Here is a 20,904-nt window from a genome sequence, read left to right on the forward strand (position 1 = left end):
TCCTCGGTTTACTTACCCTCAGTGCTAACCTACTTAACAACATTCCAATCTATCTTCATCGCTGGAGTTCTTTTCCTCGTACCCCTGTTGATGAATTTTACTGTTATAACTCCTCCTAACTGTAAAAAACCTACACTTGTCAGAGGGTTCGGGTGGGGTAAAACCCAGATTTATCAAGCAACAGCGTCTTGCTTAGGCTTTCGCACCGGACGTTTGCGATCGCTTCGACGAACGCCCCCCGCCATTTTGTACTCATCGCTATTCTTGCCATACTTTGCAGCTACACTCAGTAACATGTGTTCTGTTAGTTCCATTAGCGACTTTTCGGTAACTTCTAAGGCTTCCTGAGTCATATCCACGGTGGAGAGGCTTGAGTTATAAGCTTCCAACTTGTCTTGTGTTGTTTTGATAAGGGTTGCAAAGGCGTCAATTGTTACCCCATTCCCTAAGTCTAAGGTGGGACTGATCGATTTCAAAGCCGCAATCCGACGCTGCGCTCTATCAATTACTTTAGACCCGCGTTTTAGACGTGACATAAATCACCTTTCTTTTATTAATAATGCACCAGGATAAAAACTGACTTTTACCCTGGACTGTACAGCACTAGGATAAACAGAATTGGGGTTACTTGACACCCGCATTATTCAGTATAAATTGACTTATTTACTACAGATATCTAAAATAGTTTTGCGTAAATTCTTGTAGGTTGCCCAAATTCAATAAACGACTACCCGAATTCAATAAACGACTACCCGAATTCAATAAACAACTACCCGAATTCAATAAACGACTACCCGAATTCAATACACGATTACCCGAATTCAATAAACGACTACCCGAATTCGATAAACAACTACCCGAATTCAATATAGGAACTTATAGCAATCTTATTTGAGTTGTGAGAATTTTTGTTATGGTCGTCCTTGGTCAGTTGTCATTACAAAAGACAAATGACTAATGACATCTTCACGGGTAGTCTATGTAAAAATACTTAAAAACCTATTGACAGGTATAAAATACTACCATAAGTTGAAATAAGAAAGGCGATGTCTACGACGGGCTACGCCTACGCGGACTCTTGGCCGAGGGCGATCGCCTCCGGCGGGCGGTTACGCCATCGCTCAAAATGCCAGCATCAATCATGCGGTGATATTTGTCAATCGTCCATTTAGCAACAATAACAGTCATGACGATTGATTCCTCCTAATAATTCTTGATATTTCCCCATATGAAAGGAAGCCGCTAGCGTGTTTGTGTCTATATAGCCAAGGCTTACAATCATTGTGGGCGGCTGTAATTATTGACAGAAATGGTATTAGTTTTTATTGAACTTTAATACTTATATCTTCGGGTAGAAGGAAAACAATATTGTAATTTATAAGCTAGTTGTGAAGTTTTCTGATGGATGAAATTATGCTGAACATTATTGCTTGGATAATTCTGGGTTTAATTGCTGGAGCTATAGCGAAAGCTATTTATCCCGGTCGTCAGGGTGGTGGAATTGTTTCAACTATGGTTTTAGGTATTGTAGGTGCTGTGATCGGTGGAATTTTAGTTACTCTTTTAGAGACAGGAAGATTTCAATTAACTGCTGCAACCCTCAGTATTCCCGGTGTAATTGTTGCCATCATTGGTGCAATAATTGCGATTTTTATCTGGAACCTATTAGCTAATCGTGCCACTCATTAGTTGAATTAAATCCCCAGCAAAATTAATCATGGTTAGAACCAATTTCTTAGTAATTTTCCCTTTCATATTTTACGCAGACACAAAAACTCCACTTACTAAAAGTTAGTGGAGTAATTAATGTTAGACTATCAATTATGAATGCTATTTGCACTGTAAAAACTAAATTAGTCTAAAGCTTTCTTAAGTTCGTCTTTAATGTTTTCTACAGTGTGAGTAACTTGGGCTTCAGCTTGCTTTGCTTGTCCTTCAGTCTTATCTTGTGGATTACCGGTTATTTCACCCACAACCTCTTGAATTTTTCCTTCAATATTTTTCGCAGTAGCTTCTACTCTTTTTTCGGCACTCATGGTTTTTTTTCCAGCTTGTAGTTGATTCAGTTATTACATAAACTAACAGTAGTGTATTATTTTTGACTTCCATCAACCGATAGAATAATCTGGTAGATTATCTTATCTTAAGATATATACGAAGTGCTATAGGAGCACGCAACGTAAAAAATATGAATATATAGCAATCCTATTTGATTTGTGAAAATTCGCGCTGTCTAGATCCCCGATTTCTTTGAGAAGTCGGGGATCTAACTTTTCACGAATGATTTAGAAGTGCTATATACATCTTCATAGAGAATTAGTATAAGTCAACGTGAGTTCCATGAACCTCTCCCTCCCAGCCTCCCTCTCCGAAACGGAAAGGGAGGAGCAACGAAAAATTCGGCTTTTTGCTCCCCTCTCCGACACGGAGAGGGGTTGGGGGAGAGGTCAAATAAGACTTGTCGAACTCACGTTAAGTTAAAGCAAATTTTCAACAAAAGGAAAGTCAAGGAGTGGCAACAAAACGTAAAAAAAATGTATGGAAGAGTGAGATTAATGACATCATTCGGGGTGCTTGTGGAGGATTTTTATTTGGCATACCCTTGCTGTATACAATGGAGGTTTGGTGGATTGGATCACTTGCAAAACCACAACTGATGATGATGGCGATCGCATTCATGTTTATTGTGGTTTACTTGCTCAATCAGATAGAAGGTTTTCGGAAACGCAGATATACCTGGCTAGCTTATCAAGCCGCAATGGATACCGTAGAAGCGATCGCGATCGGATTAGCTTGCTCTACCTTTGTGCTGCTACTATTGCGAGAATTGACACTAGAAACTTCTCTCAAAGAATCTTTAGGTAAAATCATCTTTGAAAGTGTGCCCTTCGCTCTCGGTGTAGCATTAGCCAATCAGTTGTTGGGAGATAATGGAAACAGCAATGCACAAGGACAAGCAACTGATCAGGTAAACAGCACAACTAAGAACAAAGGGGATGATTTACATGCCACCTTTGCCGATGTGGGTGGAACCCTGATTGGTGCAACCATAATTGCATTTAATATTGCTCCAACAGATGAAATTCCTATGCTTGCAGCCGCAGCCTCACCACCTTGGCAGTTGGCAATGATCGCCACATCTCTGCTGATTTCTTATGGCATTGTATTTCAGGCAGGCTTTTCTGACCAGCAAAAGCGAAGACAGCAAAAGGGAATTTTCCAACGTCCATCAAGCGAAACCATTATGTCCTACCTAGTTTCACTACTAGCAACCGCTTTTATGCTGTGGTTCTTTCAAAAGTTAACTTTTAGCGACCCTTGGACAATGTGGTTAGATCACACCTTAATGCTGGGGTTACCTGCAACTATTGGCGGTGCAGCCGGAAGGTTAGCAATATGACTAAAACAGAACAACCACCACGCTCTATTGCAGAGTGGGTGACATTCAGCGTTGCCTTACTTATCCTAGCAATCATTGTGAGTCTGGTAGGTTACACTTGGCTGAACGAAAAGAATCAACCTCCCATCCTTTCTGTTACCAAAAAACAAACAATTCGGGAAGTTGACGGACAATTTTATGTTCCCTTTGAAGTCGAGAATACTGGAGGAGACACAGCCGAATCAGTCCAAATTATGGCTGAGTTACTAATTGACGGTAAAGTTACAGAAACAGGAGAGCAACAGATCGACTTTTTATCTGGTGGGGAAACTGAAGAAGGCGCATTTATATTCAGCCAGAACCCGCGCCAAGGTGAGTTAAATGTGCGTGTTGGTAGCTATAAATTGCCCTAATGAAGATTTAAAACCGCAGATATAGCGATTCTTATTTGAATAGGGACACGGCAATGCCGTGTCCCTATAAGTATCTGTGTTCATCTTTGGTTAATTATTTTTTCTCTATGTTACCCAACCCATGCGGGAACGGTTATAAACAGAGACGAACACAAGTAATTGTAGAGTGGGTATCTTGGAAGTTTTTAATTAAGGGTGTCAAGATACTCACCAAACAAGATTGGATATTTTTTTTTGGAAATCCTTAAACTTTAACCTTAGCTTTTGACCAAACGCCGTTTTCATCTTCATCATATTGCTGATGAACAGACTCCCAAGCGGCTTGTTCAGCTGTGAATTCGTCATTTTTTTCATTGAAGACAGTGTTATAGCGCTCAATGAATGTGCGTTGAGCTTCATCAGAAAGATGAGCGCGGACTTCAGGAGACAAATCTTGTGGGCTGTTGCACTGTCCGGGACAAGGGCGAGCAAAGGTTTTTTCAATGGTGTTAATTTCTTCGCCACCAGCACTTTCGAGGAGCAATTGAAATTCGCCGGTGCGATCGCTCGGTATTTCTGCCATCAATAAGAACTCGCCAGCTTGTAAGCGGGTTTGGTAGATAGTCGCTTTATCTTCTGGCATCCCCAAAGTAGTTAGAACCGATACTAAACCAGCACCTGCACTACCTGCGATCGCTCCACTAGCAGCCCCTAACAGCACTGCACCAATAGGCCCTGCTGCTACGATTGGGCCGACAAAGGGAATAAACAGTACACCTACACCCGTGAGTAAGCTGAGAAAGGAACCAAACAAGGAACCAAAAACTGCCCCTGTTCTCAAACCTCCCAGAATCACATCTTTTTTACTAATAAAGCCAGCGATTCTAGTTTCCGACTGAAAATTTCTGCCCATGACCGAAATATGATCTCTAGGCACACCCCTGTCTAGTAAACGTCGAATCACATCATCAATTTGCTTCTGTTCTTTAAATACGGCAGAGATAGTACGTTCTGCTTTATATACTTCTGGCACTTAAAAACTCCTTTTTTGGTTTGTATTATCTTGCTTTTGCAATGAATATGGTAAATAGGTAGATGTAGGAAGATTAACCCTTTCACACCATTTAGAAGGAGGATTGATTTCTCCTTCTAACTGATTTAACAGACAACCATGCTCAACTCAGACCTAATGAGCTACACACCGACAGGAGTCTTGGCCCCTTCTGCTGGCTGTCTACCATCTGGGCCCAGTGCTTCCCCTTCAATAAATGAACGCAGCATCCAAGCCATTTCCTCATGCTCTTCCATGAGTCCAGTCAGAAAGTCAGCAGTTCCTTGATCATGGAACTCATCACCAGACTGATCCACATGGTCTCTTAAGTTACGAATAACCTGCTCGTGGTCTTCCACTAGATTAGCTACCATCCCCGTTGCTGTGGGAACATTACCAGCATGTTCCTTGAGAGTAGCAATCTTGAGAAATCCTTCCATTGTGCCAACTGGATAACCGCCCAAAGCACGAATCCGCTCTGCTAAAGCATCAATATTTAGAGTCAGCTTTTCGTAGTGTTCTTCCCAAAGCTGGTGCAAAGAGCGGAACTGAGGCCCAACGACATCCCAGTGATACTTTTTGGTTTTCACCAACAGTAGATAGGCATCTGCCAAATCTTGATTTAACAGATTAATTACACCTTGACGCTGTTCTTCTGTCAAACCAATGTTTATCGCACGCATTGTTTTCCATCCCTAAGCAAACTTATTTACTAACTTCCCAAATTTCACACAGATTCCACATCAACCAAAGGAAATATTATGAGCTTAAATTAATTACCGCATTTACAATTATGCCTATGTCTTAATAGGTAGTGTTAAGCCAGTAATTTAGTAATTAGCGAACTTTATTGTTTTTAAGATCCAAAAATAAAAATATTAAATACAATAGTTAATTAAAACTATCTAAACGCAATTTCCCAAAAATTGCTTAGGATGAACATAATTTTATATTTACTTGAATTTGCCACCTTAAAATTACTAATTAGTAATGGGTGACTGCGTTTACACAATCACCCATTACTACCGAAAAATTACCAGAACTATTATTTTAGTTACTTACCTGTAACTTTCTCCAACACATTCTTTATATTTTCTTCAACAGATGTTGAACTCTGGGAATTTTCTGGACGCTTTTGCTTGTCAATATCAGCAGCTCCCTGCACCTCATTGAGTCCTGCGTTAGTTTCTTTTTGAGTCTTTCTCAATCCTATTGGTGGTTCTTTAGCGGCTTCGTCAGTTTTGCGCTGAATGTCAAGCAGTTGTGTAGTAGCTTCGGTAGGGTCACTTTGGTAGCTATCGATCGCAAAGGCAGGAAAAGCACTAGATAACAATAGTATCGCGCAAGTAAAAGCCACAACTAAAAAACGTACTGGGCTTAAGATAGATAAAACAGAAGCAATAATCTTCATTTCAAATCCTCGATAACAGCTTTAACAACGCAGAACTTTGATTGAAATAGCGGAAGCTCATACCTTTATTTGGTAAACTTGAGCAATAATAAAAATAGCAAGCCACGCTTCAATCTGGAAGTTCTTTAGAAACGAACCTGATGAAGAAATTGTCCTTGTACTTCTGCATCGAAATAGTAAGGGATAATAAGCAAATACCACCTTAATTCTTTAGCAAAATCATTACGTTTTTTCTTGACAATCTTCTCTCAAGGTTCCCTGTTTCTACTTGTACTTTGAAAATGCTAATGCCTGCATCAATCTCTAGAATGAAATTTCCTATATCTATAGTTGTAATAAAATCAGTCTCTAGGTATATCGACTTAATATAGTTATGGCAGGTTAACGAAAATCGGCGGGAATCCCATCTCTTCAAGGAGTATCCGGGATAACTTCCCGCCGATTTAGTCATTAGTCAGTGGTAAATAGTGATTAGTACCAATAACTAATCACTAATGACTTCGATTTCCCCAGCGCAATTCAAGAAAACATCGCTTTGCTCGTTTTTTCGTATTGCCGCGGGATGAGTTAATGTTTCTAGTAAGCTGTTACGCATTTAATTTGTACATTTACCTAATGACTGATGACTGATGACTGATGACTGTTAACAGTCAACAGTCAACAGTTAACAGTTAACAACCATCAAGAGTGTTTATATACTTTAGACGCGCATCAGCTTATTATGTTCAGTTCGCTTGACTTTATCCAGTCAAAGGACTTTAAAGACTATGCACTTTAACCAAACCGGATTGCGAGCACAGGAGCAAACAGAAAATTCTGCCCCTCTGCTCTTAATAGTCCCCATTGGCAATTTCCTCTAAACTTGATAAGTCTGCTTTATTACCTCTTCTATTGAACTTACGCAATGGAACATTTCTATTAATTCATGGGATCTTGTTTTTCGCTTCGTCAGCAGCACTTTTAACGGTGTTAAATAATGAACATCGGGGTCATCTCCCAAAGCAACTTCGGCTGCTTGCAAGACTTTTGTCGCATTCCCAAAAATATCCTCGTTGTCAAACCCTTCTTTTGCAGAAATTTGATGTAATGCTGCATCAGGTACAGTTGCTCTACCCAGCAAGGTTTCATCTAACACCAAACCTTTCAATAATGATAGCAAAGCCGCATAGATTAAAAAATTATCACAACTATCACAAGCCTTAAATTCAATACGTCCTACTTCAGCCGGAATGCGGGCGATTTTTGTCAAGGAAGGTGTGCTATCAATCAGTTGTTCTTGTTTTTGAACAAAAACTAGGGCTGCTGGTCTTTTTCCAGTTCTGATAAAAGTTCGTACTGATAGTCCATCCCATAAACCTCCCTTATAAAAAGGGGAACTATAACTAAAAGGGACGATATAAGGACTGTAATAAGTTAACTTTCTGCCAATATCAATTACACGTTCAGTAGACAAATCTGCCACTGAAATATTTAAGTCCGGGCCGTATGACACCATGTGAATATTAGCAGTTTGTTCGTCAGGATAAGCCTCTAACTGTTTGATTTCATAATCGTTTAATGGGGGTTGAGGCTCAAAAACCGGATTGTATGGATTAAAACTAACTAAAACTGGTGAGAAACCAAAGTTAGCAGCAATCTCACGTAGCAAGCCAAAACTTTCTGATAATTCAGTAATAGCGCCTTGAATATTAGAATGTATAGTCGTTCTAATTTCAATACCTTTAGCATGACAGTCTATCACCTTGTCGGAATCTGCAAATCTCTCAAATCCCTCAATATACCATCTTTTGATCTTAATGCCCGCATCCCCAACCCGCAGTTGAGGATAGTCGCTGGGGTATGTGGGTAGCTTTTCAATAATTTGATTGAAATCAGCAAATTTGGTGTGGGAAAAATCAGCAAATTTTCCTTCTTTGTTTAGGAAAGCGACTTCATGCTCAATGCCAAATAAAAACATTATGTATACCTTAATTCTTTAGAGTTAGCCTAATTTAACTAATGCCAAGCGATACGAATCCCACAGAAGAGGCGTTCCGTTTCCTCAAAAAACTGTCGTCGCAGAACTATGACAGACATCCGGTAAATCTATGTCAAACCAGCAAACTTTGCCGTTATCCACTCGCTCAAAGGGTGTATTCAGTCCTGCACCAATCTCGATAACGGAACCTTGGGGATGCTGATTGAGGTAAGTGCGTACCCAGTTGTCGAGGATGGTTCCTCATAAACAACAGCCTATCTGAGAAGATTTAGCAGTAGTAAATTTATCAAATTCGTAGTCTATCGCTGCAAGAATCTCAGATGATTGAGGATCTACTATAATTGGATCTGCTGCCTGAAGCTCACAAGCTCCAGCCCAGAGGGGAATTAGTAGTGTTCCTTGAATGGTACCGAGGTTAACTTTGGTTTTATTCATGAATACCTCCACAACACAGATTAAATCTCCATTTTCAGTTTAAGTAGAAAAAATTCTCAACATTACTCTCAAATGGATTTTACCCCAAGACCGACTGTTGCGATTTGAAAACTTCTCTGGTTTATTTCTTGAGGCGGCGATACCTACGCAGTTTCTGGTTTTTCTCTGCTGCCCCACTATCTTCCTAGTCGCTGGGTAGGGTAGCTTAGTAATGACTGAGGAAAGCTTGAGACGTGAGTTTATGACAAGTACCGTTCAATCCCCCTACAGCAGCGAACAGATTGCCGCTTGGTTGCGTGGGCTGCTCACCATTGCTTGGGCAGATGGTAATTTTGATGCCCAAGAACAGGAATTAATTGCCAGCATCACCAAAAATGAATTAGCTCCTAAGATTCAATGCGACTCACTAGAGGTAATTACGCCAGAAGAATTAGCCGCAGTGTTGGGTAAAGGTACATCAGCAGCGGAAAATTTCTTAAGGACAGCGATAATGGTAGCGATCGCAGATGGTATTTATTCTCCCAGTGAAGATCAGGTTCTGCATCAGTTCTGCCAAGCCTTAGAACAGCCAGAAAAGTTACTAGAAGCCCTTCGCCACACCCTAGAACACCCACAGCAAGTTACCACCTCCGCTATCCCCACCCCTGCGCTGACAAAGCCTCAAATTGATGCACTACACCCCCTGCGTGACTGGCTGGATGGGCTAGATATCCAAGACCCAAGAGTAGCCCGCTTTTTGTGTAAAATGATTCCCTCCCAGTGTCCCTTTGAGCGGGATGTGACCTTATTTGGACGCAAGATTGTCCACATACCGCCGATGTGTAAAATTAACCCGTTGTATGAACAACTAGTGGGCTTACGTTTCCGCGCCCTCTCCTATCTGGCAGATAAATGCGGTGAAGATGTTTCACCATATATTTAGTTAAAGTGAAGAGTGAGGAGTTATAATTTGTAACTCCTAATTCCTAACTCCTCACTTTTCACTATTATTTAAGTATGCAATTTATCGACCAAGCAAAAATTGAAGTTGAAGCTGGTAAGGGCGGCGATGGTATTGTTGCCTTCCGCCGGGAGAAATATGTGCCGACTGGTGGCCCCTCTGGTGGTAATGGCGGACGAGGCGGTTCAGTATTTTTCGTTGCCGACGAAAACCTGCAAACTTTGCTGGACTTCAGATACAACCATCGCTTTCAGGCAGAAAAAGGGACTCGTGGTGGCCCAAGTAACTGCACCGGAGCAGGAGGAAAGGACTTGATCATCGAAGTTCCCTGCGGTACAACCATTTATGATGCTGAAACTGGCGAATTGCTGGGGGATTTAACTGAGCCGAAGCAGACTTTGCTGATTGCCCAAGGTGGTAAAGGCGGACTGGGAAATCAGCATTTCTTAAGTAACCGTAACCGCGCCCCAGAATATGCCCTCCCAGGATTACCAGGGGAAATAAAGCAGCTGCGCCTGGAGTTGAAACTTTTGGCAGAAGTGGGAATTATTGGCTTACCAAATGCTGGTAAATCCACTCTAATTTCATCTTTATCAGCAGCACGTCCGAAAATCGCAGACTATCCCTTCACTACCCTGATCCCAAATTTGGGTGTAGTGCGGAAACCTACTGGTGATGGTACTGTTTTCGCCGACATTCCCGGACTAATTGAGGGAGCAGCTCACGGCGCAGGATTGGGACATGATTTCTTGCGCCATATCGAGCGCACGCGAGTGCTACTTCACTTGATTGATGCCACTAGTGATGATGTAGTTAGAGACTACAACACAATTAAGGAAGAATTACAAGCTTATGGGCGGGGTTTAGCAGAACGCCCGCAAGTTGTGGCGCTGAACAAAATTGATGCAGTTGATCGGGAAACTGTCGATTTGGAGGCATTAGCAACCCAACTTAATCATCTCTCTTACGCCCCGGTTTTTGTGATTTCAGCAGTTACCCGCACCGGCTTAGAACCGATGTTACAGGAAATTTGGGGAATTCTCGACCAAATGAAGGTTCCTGAAGAAGTTGAAGCATTTAGATAATTACTAATTCGTAATTCGTAATTCGTAATTCGTAATTCGTAATCAATATTTTCAGAAGGGGTAGCTGTCGGTAGTAAAAATACTTTGTTTTTTACTCACGGGGTGAAAGCTGTTAAAATTACGAATTACGTAGATTGCTTCTCGCCAGAGGTGAGTATTATTAATTACAAATTATGTTGACGCATCCTGGATCAGGGGAATTTTAATCATAAACTCAGCGCCTTGTCCTGGCTGCGAAAGACATTTTAAGGAACCGCCATGTCTTTCTGTAATGATCTGGTAGCTAATGGCAAGCCCCATCCCCGTACCTTTGCCGATGGGCTTGGTGGTAAAGAAGGGGTCGAATAGTTGTTTTCTAACATCTTCTGGTATTCCTAATCCATTATCGGCAATCGTAATTGTTACTTGATTTGGCTCCTCTAGTTGAGTGCAAATGCGAATTTGGGGGGAGATCATTTGCTCTACCCTACGGGCGTTTTCCCAATGGATAGGACAAATGACGTAGGCGCTTTGCCTTCCCGCAGGGTATGACTCTTCCAAAGCATCGATCGCATTTGACAAAATATTCATGAATACTTGATTTAGCTGCCCAGCATAACATTCAACCAGCGGGAGTTTGCCGTATTCTTTGATTATTTCAATTGTCGAGCGTTGCTCATTACCCTTGAGACGGCTTTGCAAAATCATCAGAGTACTGTCGATTCCCTCATGGATATCAACAGCTTTCATTTCGGCTTCATCCAAGCGCGAAAAATTCCGCAGGGAAAGCACAATCTCGCGAATACGGTCTGCCCCAACTTTCATTGAGTTGATTATTTGTGGCAAATCTGATGTCAAAAATTCCAGTTCGATGAGTTCTGCAAAATCCTGAATTTCTAGCACAGGTTCAGGATAATGATTTTGGTAGAGTCGTAAAAGTGAAAGTAAATCTTGGGTGTATTCTTGGGCAGGGTTGAGATTGCCATAGATAAAATTCACCGGATTGTTAATTTCGTGTGCCACTCCTGCAACTAGTTGACCCAAGCTGGACATTTTTTCAGTTTGAATCAAGTGAGTTTGGGTGTGTTGAAGTTCGTGGAGTGTTTCTTTGAGTTCTTGGGCTTGTTGTCGAAGTTGCGCTTCTGACTTTAGTAGGGCTTCTTTGGCTTGTTTACGTTCTGTAATGTCCCTAGCAACAGCTACCTGACAGAAAGGCTTTCCTGTTTCAGGATGTTTAACCATAAACAGGCTGCAATCTGTGGGAATTTCTATATCCGTTTGAAAATGCCTATGGCGAAACTCGCCCTGCCAGAAACCATGTTCAAGCATCAAAGGAATAATTTGCTCTTTCAACTCTACAAGAGCTTCTGGTGAATGAAAATCAACCAATAATTTAGTTTTGGCTTCTTCTAACTTATGAAGTCCCACCATCTTGAGTCCGGCGGGGTTCACATAGAGAACTTGCCCTTCTATTGAAGAAATACCAATAAAGTCGCTGCTGTTTTCAATCAACGCGACAAATTTTTGCTGTTCCTCTTCAGCGCGTTTGCGTTCTGTGATGTCTAACACCAGTGAAGCAACACCAATCACCTGGCCATCAGGAGCCACTAACGGGTTGTTATACCACTCACCGACTATTGTCCTACCATCTTTAGTGACGTTCTCATTGACACTCAAACTTCCTCCACGTTGTGTTAACAAGGCGGTGATAATCTCATTTACGTGCTTTCTAGCGTTTTCAGGTACTATGGTCTCAAAACTAGTCCCCAGCATTTCCTCTCTGGTGTATCCAAAGATTCTTTCTGCTGCGCGATTCCATGTCTGAATCTCAAAGTTGGTATTCCATTCAATAATGGCTAAAGGTGTTTGTTCAATCAGCAACGCCAGTCTTTGCTGTGAAGCCCTAAGTTCTGCCTCTGCTTGCTTGTATTCGGTAATGTCGCGGTAATACCAAATCCTACCGTAATAGTCTCCTAAAGGTGATATCTCATCACAAGCCCCTTGCTGTTTACGCACGGGTGCAGAATAGCGCTCAAAAATCTCTCCAGACTTGAGGAAAATTTCATCACGGCTGCTTTCCTCTGGATGCTGATAAAGATACTCCACCTTAGCCAGAAATTCGTCTGGATTTACTAGTTTGTCTAGTACCCATCCCACGAGTTGGCGATCGTCTCCTGTTTGGATCAGGTCCGCAGGAATTTGCCATAACTTGGAGAATTTCTGATTAAATGATGTAACTGTAAGATTTTCATCAATAATCAGAATTCCGTCGATGGAAGCTTCTTGTTGAGCTTGCAGTACAGCATTAATGCGATGTAGGTCTTTCTCTGCTTGCTGGCGTAAGCGCAGCGCAGCAAGCTGTTCGCTGATGTCGCAAATCAAGCAACGCCAGCCGACCTGCTGACCCTGTGAATTATACATAGCAACCATCCTGATCCGAGCAGGAAAGGCTGTACCTCTCCGTGGCTGTAGATAGGCTTCCCAATCCTGCACCTGCTGCAAATTTGCCAGTTGGTTTATGAAGGTTTTGCGGTCTGGTTCAGCGATAAAGAGGATTAATGGTTTACCTACCAGATACTTTTGTCTCACAGATAGTAAAGCTGCGGCTACATGGTTAGCCTCTTTGATGATGCCAGCTACATCGGTCACCAAGTAAGCATCTGGGGCGAGATCAAACAAATCCCGGTAACGCTGATGCTCTAATTCAGCCGTTTCACGAGCGATCGCTAATTCTTCGTTTTGTTGGCGCAGTTCTTCTTCAACTACCTGGAGTTCTTCTAGGGTTACCCGAAGTGCCTCGTAGGTTTCCATAAGATCAGTAGTATCAGTAATGCCAGTTATACCTAGAACTTTCCCGGCTTCATTCTGTAAAATGATGTCTCGAATACTACCCACAATAAATTTATTACCAGTCTCATCCTCAAAGCAAGACTTTTTTGTAGAGATGAGATGGGTTATACCCTGAGCATCGGTAAAAAGATCGTGGTTTTCATTCGTAATATTTGTGGTAAAAACCAGTTCATCTTTTTCGCGGAACACATCAGCTTCTGCTTGAGGAAAAAAATCATAGTCTGACTTACCAATTAATTCTTCTCGACTATGACCGACGAAATCAGAGTAGGTATCGTTAATTAATACCCAGCGATGTTGGCGATCTTTCACAAAAATTGGGTCAGATATGCCATTGATCATCTCATGCAGAAACGCCAAGGAGAAGTTTTGCGGCTGCGTGTTTTGTTTTTGCGCGGGGTTATCTAAGAATTTTGGATGGTTCATACCCGAATTTATCTTTAAAATCAAGCTAAACAAAAGCTGTTTAGCTACGTGTGCGCCAGCATAATTAGTATTTATTATTCCCAGACTAAATACGGATGCAACAACCAAACCAGTCTCTAACTTTTAGTGTTTCCAGGAGATTGGGGACTAGGAAGATTGTGCTTTCTGTGGAAACAAAAACGCTAGGTGATGCCTGCGGCGGTCTACGCCAACGCATTTATCAACTGTGGTGCGGCTTTTTTGAATAGCATAATTGATACAAATGCTTAAAAGCCTTGCTTGCTCGTAAAAAAACGGAGTTAGACTAGAACCACAGGGTAACAATCAGAGGAATATTATGATGAGCGATCGCGACTATACATTAATCATTGACAAAAGCGGTAGTATGTCTACACCAGACCAAGTAGGTGGTAGAAGTAGATGGGAGATAGCCCAAGAGTCTACTCTCGCTTTGGCAAGAAAGGCTGAACAGTTTGACCCCGATGGCATCACCGTTTACTTGTTTTCCGGTAGATTTAAACGCTACGACGATGTGACCTCAGCCAAAGTCGCACAAATATTTCTCGAAAATGACCCTGCTGGAACGACAAACTTAGCAGGTGTACTTCAAGATGCTCTCAATAACTACTTTCAACGCAAAGCTGCCGGTAAAAGCAAGCCAAACGGAGAGACAATTTTAGTCATCACCGATGGTGAACCAGACGATCGCAAAGCTGTGTTTGAAGTGATCATTCATGCGACTCGCCAGATGGAACGTGATGAAGAATTAGCAATTTCGATCATTCAAGTAGGTTCAGATGCCCAAGCAACTAAGTTCCTGAAAGCTTTGGATGATCAATTGCAAAGTGTTGGCGCTAAATTTGATATTTGCGATACCGTCACTTTAGACGACTTAGAAGAAATGAGTCTTGTAGATGTATTGACGAACGCAATAACTGACTAATGTGTTGATCACCCATAGTCCAGTAACTCTGAACTCTTAATTGGAGAATTGAATAATGCTCGAAAATCGTGACTATACCTTGATTATCGACAAAAGTGGCAGCATGGCAACCCAAGATCAAAAGGGTGGTAGAAGTAGATGGTTTGCGGCACAGGAATCTACTTTAGCTTTAGCTAGCAAATGTGAGCAATTTGACCCAGATGGCATTACTATTTATGTATTTTCTGGTAAATTTAAGCGATACGAAAATGTGACATCCAGCAAGGTAGCGCAAATTTTCCGAGAAAATGATCCTTCTGGTACAACTGATTTAGCAAGTGTGTTAAAACACGCAACTGATGATTACCTTCAACGCAAAGCAGCTGGTCAAACCAAGCCAAATGGTGAAACAATTTTAGTGGTTACTGATGGTGAACCGGATGATCGCAAAGCAGTCATGAGGGTGATTATTGAAGCTTCTCGCCGCATAGATCGAGATGAAGAATTAGCCATCTCCTTCATTCAAGTCGGCACAGATCAACAAGCTACCCGATTTCTCAAAGTCTTAGATGATGAACTCCAGAGTGCTGGTGCTAAATTTGATATCTGTGACACCATTACTATGGAAGACATGGAAGATTTGAGTCTATCCGAAGTGCTACTTAATGCCATTAATGACTAGTACAGTTCGGCATAAATAATCCACGCATTGAAAATGTCTAAAACCCTATGCAGTGGAAATTACGTTAGCGTAGCGGGGTGTAGCCCATTACGAATTACGCAAAGCGTTACTAGCTATACCATTTATTAGGAATTGCAAAAATGGATTCCATTGATAAGCTATTAGCTGAACTCCAAACCGAATACAAAGAAGTACAACCACAACAACAGCAGTCAAAATCAGCCACAGCTAAATCGTTTATTCCAGCATCGCCAAAGTCGGCATCTTTCATGGATAACCTTTTGGCAGAAGTTCAGGCTGATTTTGCCGAAGAGGATGCTGCTATTGAATTAAAAAGACAGCAAGAATTAGAACAAGAACGAATTCGACAAGAACAACTCAAAGCCAAACAACTAGAAGCTTTGAAAGTGGAAGCAAAAAAATGGTTAGCCAAAGTAGATCCACTGTCGTCCGAAGGACTTTGGTTTGAAAGGTTTGCTGAAAGTTACCCCTCAAAATTAGAGGCCGCGATTGAGTATTTACGAAACAACGAATAAAGTAATTCGTAATTCGGAAAAATCTGCCAGATAAAATTATAAGGTAGCAATTATTATTTATTATCTATGCTCAATATTAATGGCTATTTGTTTGAGCTAAATGTTGCACAGCCCATTCATGCATAGCATAGAGAATTGGTTGCAAAGTTTCTCCTAAAGGTGTCAGAGAATATTCTACCTTGGGTGGAATTTGGGGATAAACTTCTCGATGAATAATGCCGTCTTCTTCCATTTCTCTAAGTTGCTGAGTTAGCATCTTTTGCGTAACTCCAGGTAAAGCCCGTTGCAACTCACCAAACCGTTTTACGCCAGTCATTAATTCTCTAATAATTAAAACTTTCCAACGTCCGCCAATTACCTTTAGGGTAGTTTCTACTTCACAAGTCAGCCTGAGATGGTTGTCTGCTTCAGCTTTCATAGTTTTTTGTAGGAAATATTTTAATTTTAAGTGCTTTGAGGGGAGTTGAAGCACACCTGCCCCCAGCCTCTTTATTTAACGTTGCTAATGCGCCAAGTGCCAATCATGATTGTTCACTATTAATACTCTCATAAATACTGGATGGTAATTTTTCAAACACAACTGCTTTAAATTCTTGATTGTTCATCACTTGGATAAAGATTTTTTCGCTACCATTGTTGATTGTGTCTATTTTCAAGTCTAGATAAATCATGAGTGAAAGTGAAATGAGTCACTTTTTACGTAGTTTTTGGTTTGAAAACATGTATTTTTATACGTGGTTAAGTCAACGTTAAGAATTCTCTCAAAATCCCCAGTTTTTGGAGTGTAAACAGTTACGTATGGGAAAATAAACTTAAGCATCAACAAATATCTTTTTGTAAATTTTTGTTTGTTTTTTAAAACGTTAATGTGTTGAAACATACGCATGTGTGTAGGTGGGGCCCGTCGTAGCTATCGCTGCATAGATTAATTTAAATTTCTCTTGATTTAGTCTCTGGGAATCAGCAAATAAAGGCTGATTCTCCCAAAGATGAACTTTTATTTACTCAATGCAGGCTTAATGCATTAAGTAAGTGCAAGTTTAATAAAAATTGGAGGTTATAAAATGGCAATTCGGAATAACTTAGTTACTAATTTCTGGCAAAAAGTGCAAAAAGATTCAGTTAGCTGGGGATCGTTAGCTCTTTGGATAAGTGCATTATTTGTTCTATTAATAATGCTTACAATGTTTTCTAACGCTTAATCTCAGCAAGATTATTCTAGTTCCTGGGCAGTAGCCTGGGAACTAAGATAGGGTAAAATCACATCCATAAAAAACTCAAATTTGCATGACTTTCAGAGATATTTGACTCGAATCTTTTAAGTCAAAATAATTTATAGTTAATAGCCCACAAACGCCACTTGCTCTATTTTGGGAACCCCTTCCACCCTAGAAATTAACTACGATTGGGCATAACTTCTGTCGTCCAAATTTGAATTGTTCTGGAATACAATATCTAGAGGTTCTTGTTGAAGCCACTTCCTGGTATCGCAACACTAACGGCAAAGTTGGGTTAGTTGCAGCACAATCTACTGCAAGTATACAGCCACAATTAACTTGTGCTGCGGTTCCTAGGAGTTAATTTACCTCAAGAATTCCAACGGCTCAATACCAGGCGATCGCAAATACTTCCAGTATTCAAATAGCTCCCTTGTCGCTGATGTTAAGAAGAATAGAATTTAGGGAATCTTAAGTTTGGTATAAAATAAAACTTAAAAATGCAGTGCGATCGCTCTCTTTGGGTGGAGTAAATGCCAGATATATTGTGATTCAACAACGCCAATTTTGGGAACTAATTAGTTAACTGTTCAGAAACTCACCAAAAACTGATAGCGTCAAACAAAGTAAAATATCGTTGTGGACGTTAAAGCTTGAAAACGCGTTCTAATTATTGGCAACTGCTGCCTTATATCCGACTCCAGTGGCAAACCATCACCAAGGGTATTGTTGGTATCTTGGGATACGTGCTGGCGACATTAGTGTTGATCAATCTTGCCGGTAAATTGGCAACTCCCTTTGCACAAGGTAATGTAGTAGCGATCGCTCAAATAACTGGCAGTTGCGCCTTAGTATTTCTTGTTAGAGGTTTGTTTCAATCTATACAAGATATGTACATGGCAAAAGCTGCTTTAAGAGTTGCTTTTAATCTCCGCCAGCAAGTCTACGCCCATCTTCAAAAGCTAAATCTCAGCTATTTTGAGACGGCAAAAGCAGGTGATTTGTCTTACCGCCTCACGGAAGATGTTGACCGCGTTGGCGAAGTGGTAAATAAAGTATTTCACGACTTTATCCCCTGCATTTTGCAGTTGCTAGCAATTCCGATTTACATGGTTTACCTAAATTGGCAATTGACATTAGCAACAGTGATAGTTGCACCGCTAATGGCTATTTTAGTTGGCTGGTTTGGTGAACGGTTACGCAAATATTCCTTAAAAAGTCAAAATCGCGTGTCGGGTTTATCAGCCATTCTCGCGGAAGTTTTCAACGGTATTCGTTTGGTACAGGCTTTTGCTGCCGAAAATTACGAAATTGCCCGCTTTGGCCATGAAGCAGAACGCAGTCTCAAAGCAAAATACTCAGCCGAACGCCTCAAAGCGATTCAGATTCCCATCGTCGGATTTCTGGAAGCTTTAAGTGCGTTATCGTTACTGATTGTGGGAGCGTGGCAAATTTCCCAAAACAACTTGACAGTGGCAAATTTTTTCAGTTATCTAGCGGCGGCGGCGCTGTTAATTGATCCCATTGGTCATACTACTAACAACTACAACGAATTTAAGCAGGGTGAAGCATCTGTTGATCGCGTTTTTGAATTGATGGCAATTCAACCAACGGTGATCGAAAAAACAAATGCGATCGCTCTACCTCCAGTCAACGGCAAAGTAGAATATCGTCATATTTCCTTTGCTTATAAACCGGGAGAACCTGTATTAAAAGATATCAGTTTATTGGTATCACCAGGTGAAGCGATCGCTCTTGTGGGTGCTTCTGGCGCTGGTAAAACCACATTTGTCAATCTTCTCCCCCGTTTTTACGACCCCGAAACTGGTCAAATCTTCATTGACGGTGTTGATATTCGGGATGTGAAGCTGCACAGTTTACGGCGACAAATTGGGATTGTTCCTCAAGAAACCATCATGTTTTCGGGGACAATTGCCCAAAATATTGCTTTTGGACAAGATGTTTTTGACATGGAAGCAGTTATAGAGGCGGCGAAAATTGCTAATGCTCATCAATTTATTAGCCAACTGCCAGAGGGTTATCAGACTTGGGTGGGTGAACGTGGGGTAAACTTATCAGGTGGACAAAGACAAAGAATTGCGATCGCTCGTGCTGTTCTGCTCAATCCCCAAATCTTGATTCTTGATGAAGCGACATCAGCATTAGATTCTGAGTCAGAAGCACTGGTACAGGAAGCGCTGGAAAGATTGATGCAAAAACGCACAGTATTTATTATTGCTCACCGTTTATCAACCGTCAGACGGTGCGATCGCATTTTAGTTCTCGAACAGGGACAAATTGTTGAATCGGGAACTCATGAGGAATTATTAGCCTTAGAACGTCGCTATGCGCGGTTTTATGCCCAGCAATTTAGTTAGCTCCGAACTTTAGACATACGGAAAAATTAGCGATTGAGAAACCCTTCAAATGTCCTTTATGGATTTAGCATCATTTTTGCAAAAATAATTTCATTAACAATATCCATGACATCATTTATTACATCTTCTGCTGTTGATGGATCATGGATATATTGATTCAGTGACTTGAATTTTTCCGGTGAGATATTTCCCATTAGTTTACTATCCCAATTTTGTAGCATTTCGTCGAACACTTTTTTGGCATCACCATTAGTGCATACAATAGGAATCACCGGAATTTTTTCTTGTTTAGCATACAGATAAGTCTCATAAGTTCCGCCAACACCCCCCAGAAGAATAACCAAATCTGAATGTCGCAAACAATCGAGCCATTCATTAATACCTGACTCCGTATATTCGACTTTTCCACCCTTAAATACAGGTTGTTTTCCTCGTGGAACAACATGGGTTAACTTCTCGGTTAAGCGGATATTTTGTTGTGCGATTTTTTCAGCAAACTTATCAGCTACAACATAATCTACTCCCTCCCATCCACCTGTTATCAAGTTATAGTTGTATCCTGCTATTTTTTCACCAAGCTTTTGAGCGCACCAATTGATTTCATTAGGAATATTAAAGTATCCTGTGCCTGCAACTAAAATGCTTTTTTTGCTTCTGAGTTGAACAGCATCATTTTTAATAGAATCAGTAAGCTGATTGATAAATGCATTAAAGTTATGTGATGGATCAATGCTTAATTTATCCGAGATGAAAAACATAAACTCATCAATTCTTTGGGAAATTTCTATAATTTTTTCAGCCACATCATACATTGCTGAATGTTCGTGCGAAGATACTTCTGAACCGATGAGTTGTTTGGTTTTTTCTCTCTGTTGCTTCCAATATTTTATGTACTCGCTCTTACCTTCTTTGGTATATACATTCGCATCCTGTAAAACAACTGGAAAAACTTTTTGTTCATAATCCTTGCGTTTCATGATTTCAAGAGCTTCAAACATACAGTATTCCGATCGCAAATATTTGTCGCTGACAACAATAATCACATAGTTACCACGCCCGATTTCCTGCATGAAGTTCTGTATACTCTTGCCTAGTGTTAAGTAATTGCGATCGCGAATTAAGTTGTAATGTTCAGAAACAAGTGCTGCACAAATTTTATCAACTAATTCTTCGCGTTGACTGCCTAATTCACTCTGGTTATCTTTCCATGCATACGTTATGTATATCTGATTCATTCTTTTAA

At 40.9% G+C, this 20,904-nt stretch carries 22 protein-coding genes; 10 read left to right on the forward strand and 12 right to left on the reverse strand.

The features are described from left to right. Positions 1-173 precede the first annotated feature (173 nt). A complete protein-coding gene (locus ACEYW6_RS12750; RefSeq protein ID WP_412979974.1) occupies positions 174-536 on the reverse strand; it encodes a hypothetical protein in 363 nt (120 codons plus the stop codon). 514 nt (positions 537-1,050) lie between these two features. Then, complete coding sequence (locus ACEYW6_RS12755) at positions 1,051-1,188, reverse strand: hypothetical protein (protein ID WP_412979975.1); 138 nt, start codon at positions 1,186-1,188, stop codon at positions 1,051-1,053. Between the two features lie 228 nt (positions 1,189-1,416). Here ACEYW6_RS12755 and ACEYW6_RS12760 point away from each other — a divergent pair, with 228 nt between their 5' ends. Beyond that, the gene (locus tag ACEYW6_RS12760; protein WP_196510460.1) at positions 1,417-1,689 is read left to right on the forward strand and encodes a GlsB/YeaQ/YmgE family stress response membrane protein; all 273 of its coding nucleotides are present in this window, start codon (positions 1,417-1,419) and stop codon (positions 1,687-1,689) included. Positions 1,690-1,853: 164 nt separating this feature from the next. Here ACEYW6_RS12760 and ACEYW6_RS12765 read toward each other — a convergent pair whose 3' ends face one another. Continuing rightward, the gene (locus ACEYW6_RS12765) at positions 1,854-2,036 is read right to left on the reverse strand and encodes a CsbD family protein (protein ID WP_190890341.1); all 183 of its coding nucleotides are present in this window, start codon (positions 2,034-2,036) and stop codon (positions 1,854-1,856) included. A gap of 476 nt (positions 2,037-2,512) precedes the next feature. Between ACEYW6_RS12765 and ACEYW6_RS12770 the strand changes: the two genes are divergently transcribed. Beyond that, on the forward strand, positions 2,513-3,400 hold the full coding sequence (locus tag ACEYW6_RS12770) for a TIGR02587 family membrane protein (RefSeq protein WP_412979976.1): 888 nt from the start codon (positions 2,513-2,515) through the stop codon (positions 3,398-3,400). Next, positions 3,397-3,792 (forward strand): TIGR02588 family protein, encoded by a 396-nt coding sequence (locus tag ACEYW6_RS12775; protein WP_412979977.1) that lies wholly within the window; start codon positions 3,397-3,399, stop codon positions 3,790-3,792. The genes ACEYW6_RS12770 and ACEYW6_RS12775 overlap by 4 nt, the downstream gene beginning before the upstream one ends. A 244-nt stretch (positions 3,793-4,036) precedes the next feature. Here the strand turns inward: ACEYW6_RS12775 and ACEYW6_RS12780 are convergent, their stop codons facing one another. From ACEYW6_RS12780 to ACEYW6_RS12800, 5 genes are all read right to left on the reverse strand, one after another. Next, on the reverse strand, positions 4,037-4,804 hold the full coding sequence (locus ACEYW6_RS12780) for a ChaB family protein (protein ID WP_412979978.1): 768 nt from the start codon (positions 4,802-4,804) through the stop codon (positions 4,037-4,039). Positions 4,805-4,965: 161 nt separating this feature from the next. After that, a complete protein-coding gene (locus tag ACEYW6_RS12785) occupies positions 4,966-5,505 on the reverse strand; it encodes a Dps family protein (RefSeq protein ID WP_190890331.1) in 540 nt (179 codons plus the stop codon). A 371-nt stretch (positions 5,506-5,876) separates the two neighbouring features. After that, positions 5,877-6,233 (reverse strand): hypothetical protein, encoded by a 357-nt coding sequence (locus ACEYW6_RS12790; RefSeq protein ID WP_412979979.1) that lies wholly within the window; start codon positions 6,231-6,233, stop codon positions 5,877-5,879. An 856-nt stretch (positions 6,234-7,089) separates the two neighbouring features. Beyond that, on the reverse strand, positions 7,090-8,190 hold the full coding sequence (locus ACEYW6_RS12795) for a glutamate--cysteine ligase (RefSeq protein WP_412979980.1): 1,101 nt from the start codon (positions 8,188-8,190) through the stop codon (positions 7,090-7,092). A gap of 261 nt (positions 8,191-8,451) precedes the next feature. Beyond that, positions 8,452-8,646 (reverse strand): hypothetical protein, encoded by a 195-nt coding sequence (locus ACEYW6_RS12800; RefSeq protein ID WP_412979981.1) that lies wholly within the window; start codon positions 8,644-8,646, stop codon positions 8,452-8,454. Positions 8,647-8,887: 241 nt separating this feature from the next. On the opposite strand from ACEYW6_RS12800, the gene ACEYW6_RS12805 reads away from it, so the two are divergent. Next, positions 8,888-9,568, forward strand: a complete 681-nt coding sequence (locus tag ACEYW6_RS12805; protein ID WP_412979982.1) for a Mo-dependent nitrogenase C-terminal domain-containing protein — start codon at positions 8,888-8,890, stop codon at positions 9,566-9,568. 74 nt (positions 9,569-9,642) lie between these two features. Then, positions 9,643-10,671, forward strand: coding sequence for a GTPase ObgE (obgE, locus tag ACEYW6_RS12810; RefSeq protein ID WP_412979983.1), 1,029 nt, complete (start codon positions 9,643-9,645; stop codon positions 10,669-10,671). A gap of 171 nt (positions 10,672-10,842) precedes the next feature. Here obgE and ACEYW6_RS12815 read toward each other — a convergent pair whose 3' ends face one another. Beyond that, the gene (locus ACEYW6_RS12815; RefSeq protein ID WP_412979984.1) at positions 10,843-13,926 is read right to left on the reverse strand and encodes a PAS domain S-box protein; all 3,084 of its coding nucleotides are present in this window, start codon (positions 13,924-13,926) and stop codon (positions 10,843-10,845) included. Between the two features lie 95 nt (positions 13,927-14,021). Here ACEYW6_RS12815 and ACEYW6_RS12820 point away from each other — a divergent pair, with 95 nt between their 5' ends. The 4 genes from ACEYW6_RS12820 to ACEYW6_RS12835 all read left to right on the forward strand — a co-directional run bounded on the left by ACEYW6_RS12820 (position 14,022) and on the right by ACEYW6_RS12835 (position 16,066). Beyond that, positions 14,022-14,174 (forward strand): hypothetical protein, encoded by a 153-nt coding sequence (locus ACEYW6_RS12820; protein ID WP_412979985.1) that lies wholly within the window; start codon positions 14,022-14,024, stop codon positions 14,172-14,174. Between the two features lie 89 nt (positions 14,175-14,263). After that, positions 14,264-14,869, forward strand: coding sequence for a vWA domain-containing protein (locus tag ACEYW6_RS12825; protein ID WP_190890315.1), 606 nt, complete (start codon positions 14,264-14,266; stop codon positions 14,867-14,869). Positions 14,870-14,924: 55 nt separating this feature from the next. Next, the gene (locus tag ACEYW6_RS12830; RefSeq protein ID WP_412979986.1) at positions 14,925-15,530 is read left to right on the forward strand and encodes a vWA domain-containing protein; all 606 of its coding nucleotides are present in this window, start codon (positions 14,925-14,927) and stop codon (positions 15,528-15,530) included. A 140-nt stretch (positions 15,531-15,670) separates the two neighbouring features. Further along, positions 15,671-16,066 carry a salt stress protein, Slr1339 family gene (locus tag ACEYW6_RS12835; protein WP_190890311.1) on the forward strand — a complete coding sequence of 132 codons (396 nt, stop codon included), beginning with the start codon at positions 15,671-15,673 and terminating at the stop codon, positions 16,064-16,066. A gap of 76 nt (positions 16,067-16,142) precedes the next feature. On the opposite strand, the gene ACEYW6_RS12840 is transcribed toward ACEYW6_RS12835, so the two are convergent. Both ACEYW6_RS12840 and ACEYW6_RS12845 read right to left on the reverse strand, forming a co-directional pair. After that, positions 16,143-16,484, reverse strand: coding sequence for a winged helix-turn-helix transcriptional regulator (locus tag ACEYW6_RS12840; protein WP_412979987.1), 342 nt, complete (start codon positions 16,482-16,484; stop codon positions 16,143-16,145). Positions 16,485-16,587: 103 nt separating this feature from the next. Continuing rightward, positions 16,588-16,737, reverse strand: a complete 150-nt coding sequence (locus tag ACEYW6_RS12845) for a hypothetical protein (RefSeq protein WP_412979988.1) — start codon at positions 16,735-16,737, stop codon at positions 16,588-16,590. A 1,199-nt stretch (positions 16,738-17,936) separates the two neighbouring features. Between ACEYW6_RS12845 and ACEYW6_RS12850 the strand changes: the two genes are divergently transcribed. Beyond that, the gene (locus ACEYW6_RS12850; protein WP_412979989.1) at positions 17,937-19,661 is read left to right on the forward strand and encodes an ABC transporter ATP-binding protein; all 1,725 of its coding nucleotides are present in this window, start codon (positions 17,937-17,939) and stop codon (positions 19,659-19,661) included. Positions 19,662-19,717: 56 nt separating this feature from the next. Here ACEYW6_RS12850 and ACEYW6_RS12855 read toward each other — a convergent pair whose 3' ends face one another. Next, a complete protein-coding gene (locus ACEYW6_RS12855) occupies positions 19,718-20,896 on the reverse strand; it encodes a TIR domain-containing protein (RefSeq protein WP_412979990.1) in 1,179 nt (392 codons plus the stop codon). Between the last annotated feature and the right edge of the window lie 8 nt (positions 20,897-20,904).

The organism is Nostoc sp. UIC 10607 (assembly GCF_047228265.1).
Classification (GTDB): Bacteria; Cyanobacteriota; Cyanobacteriia; order Cyanobacteriales; family Nostocaceae; genus Nostoc; species Nostoc foliaceum_A.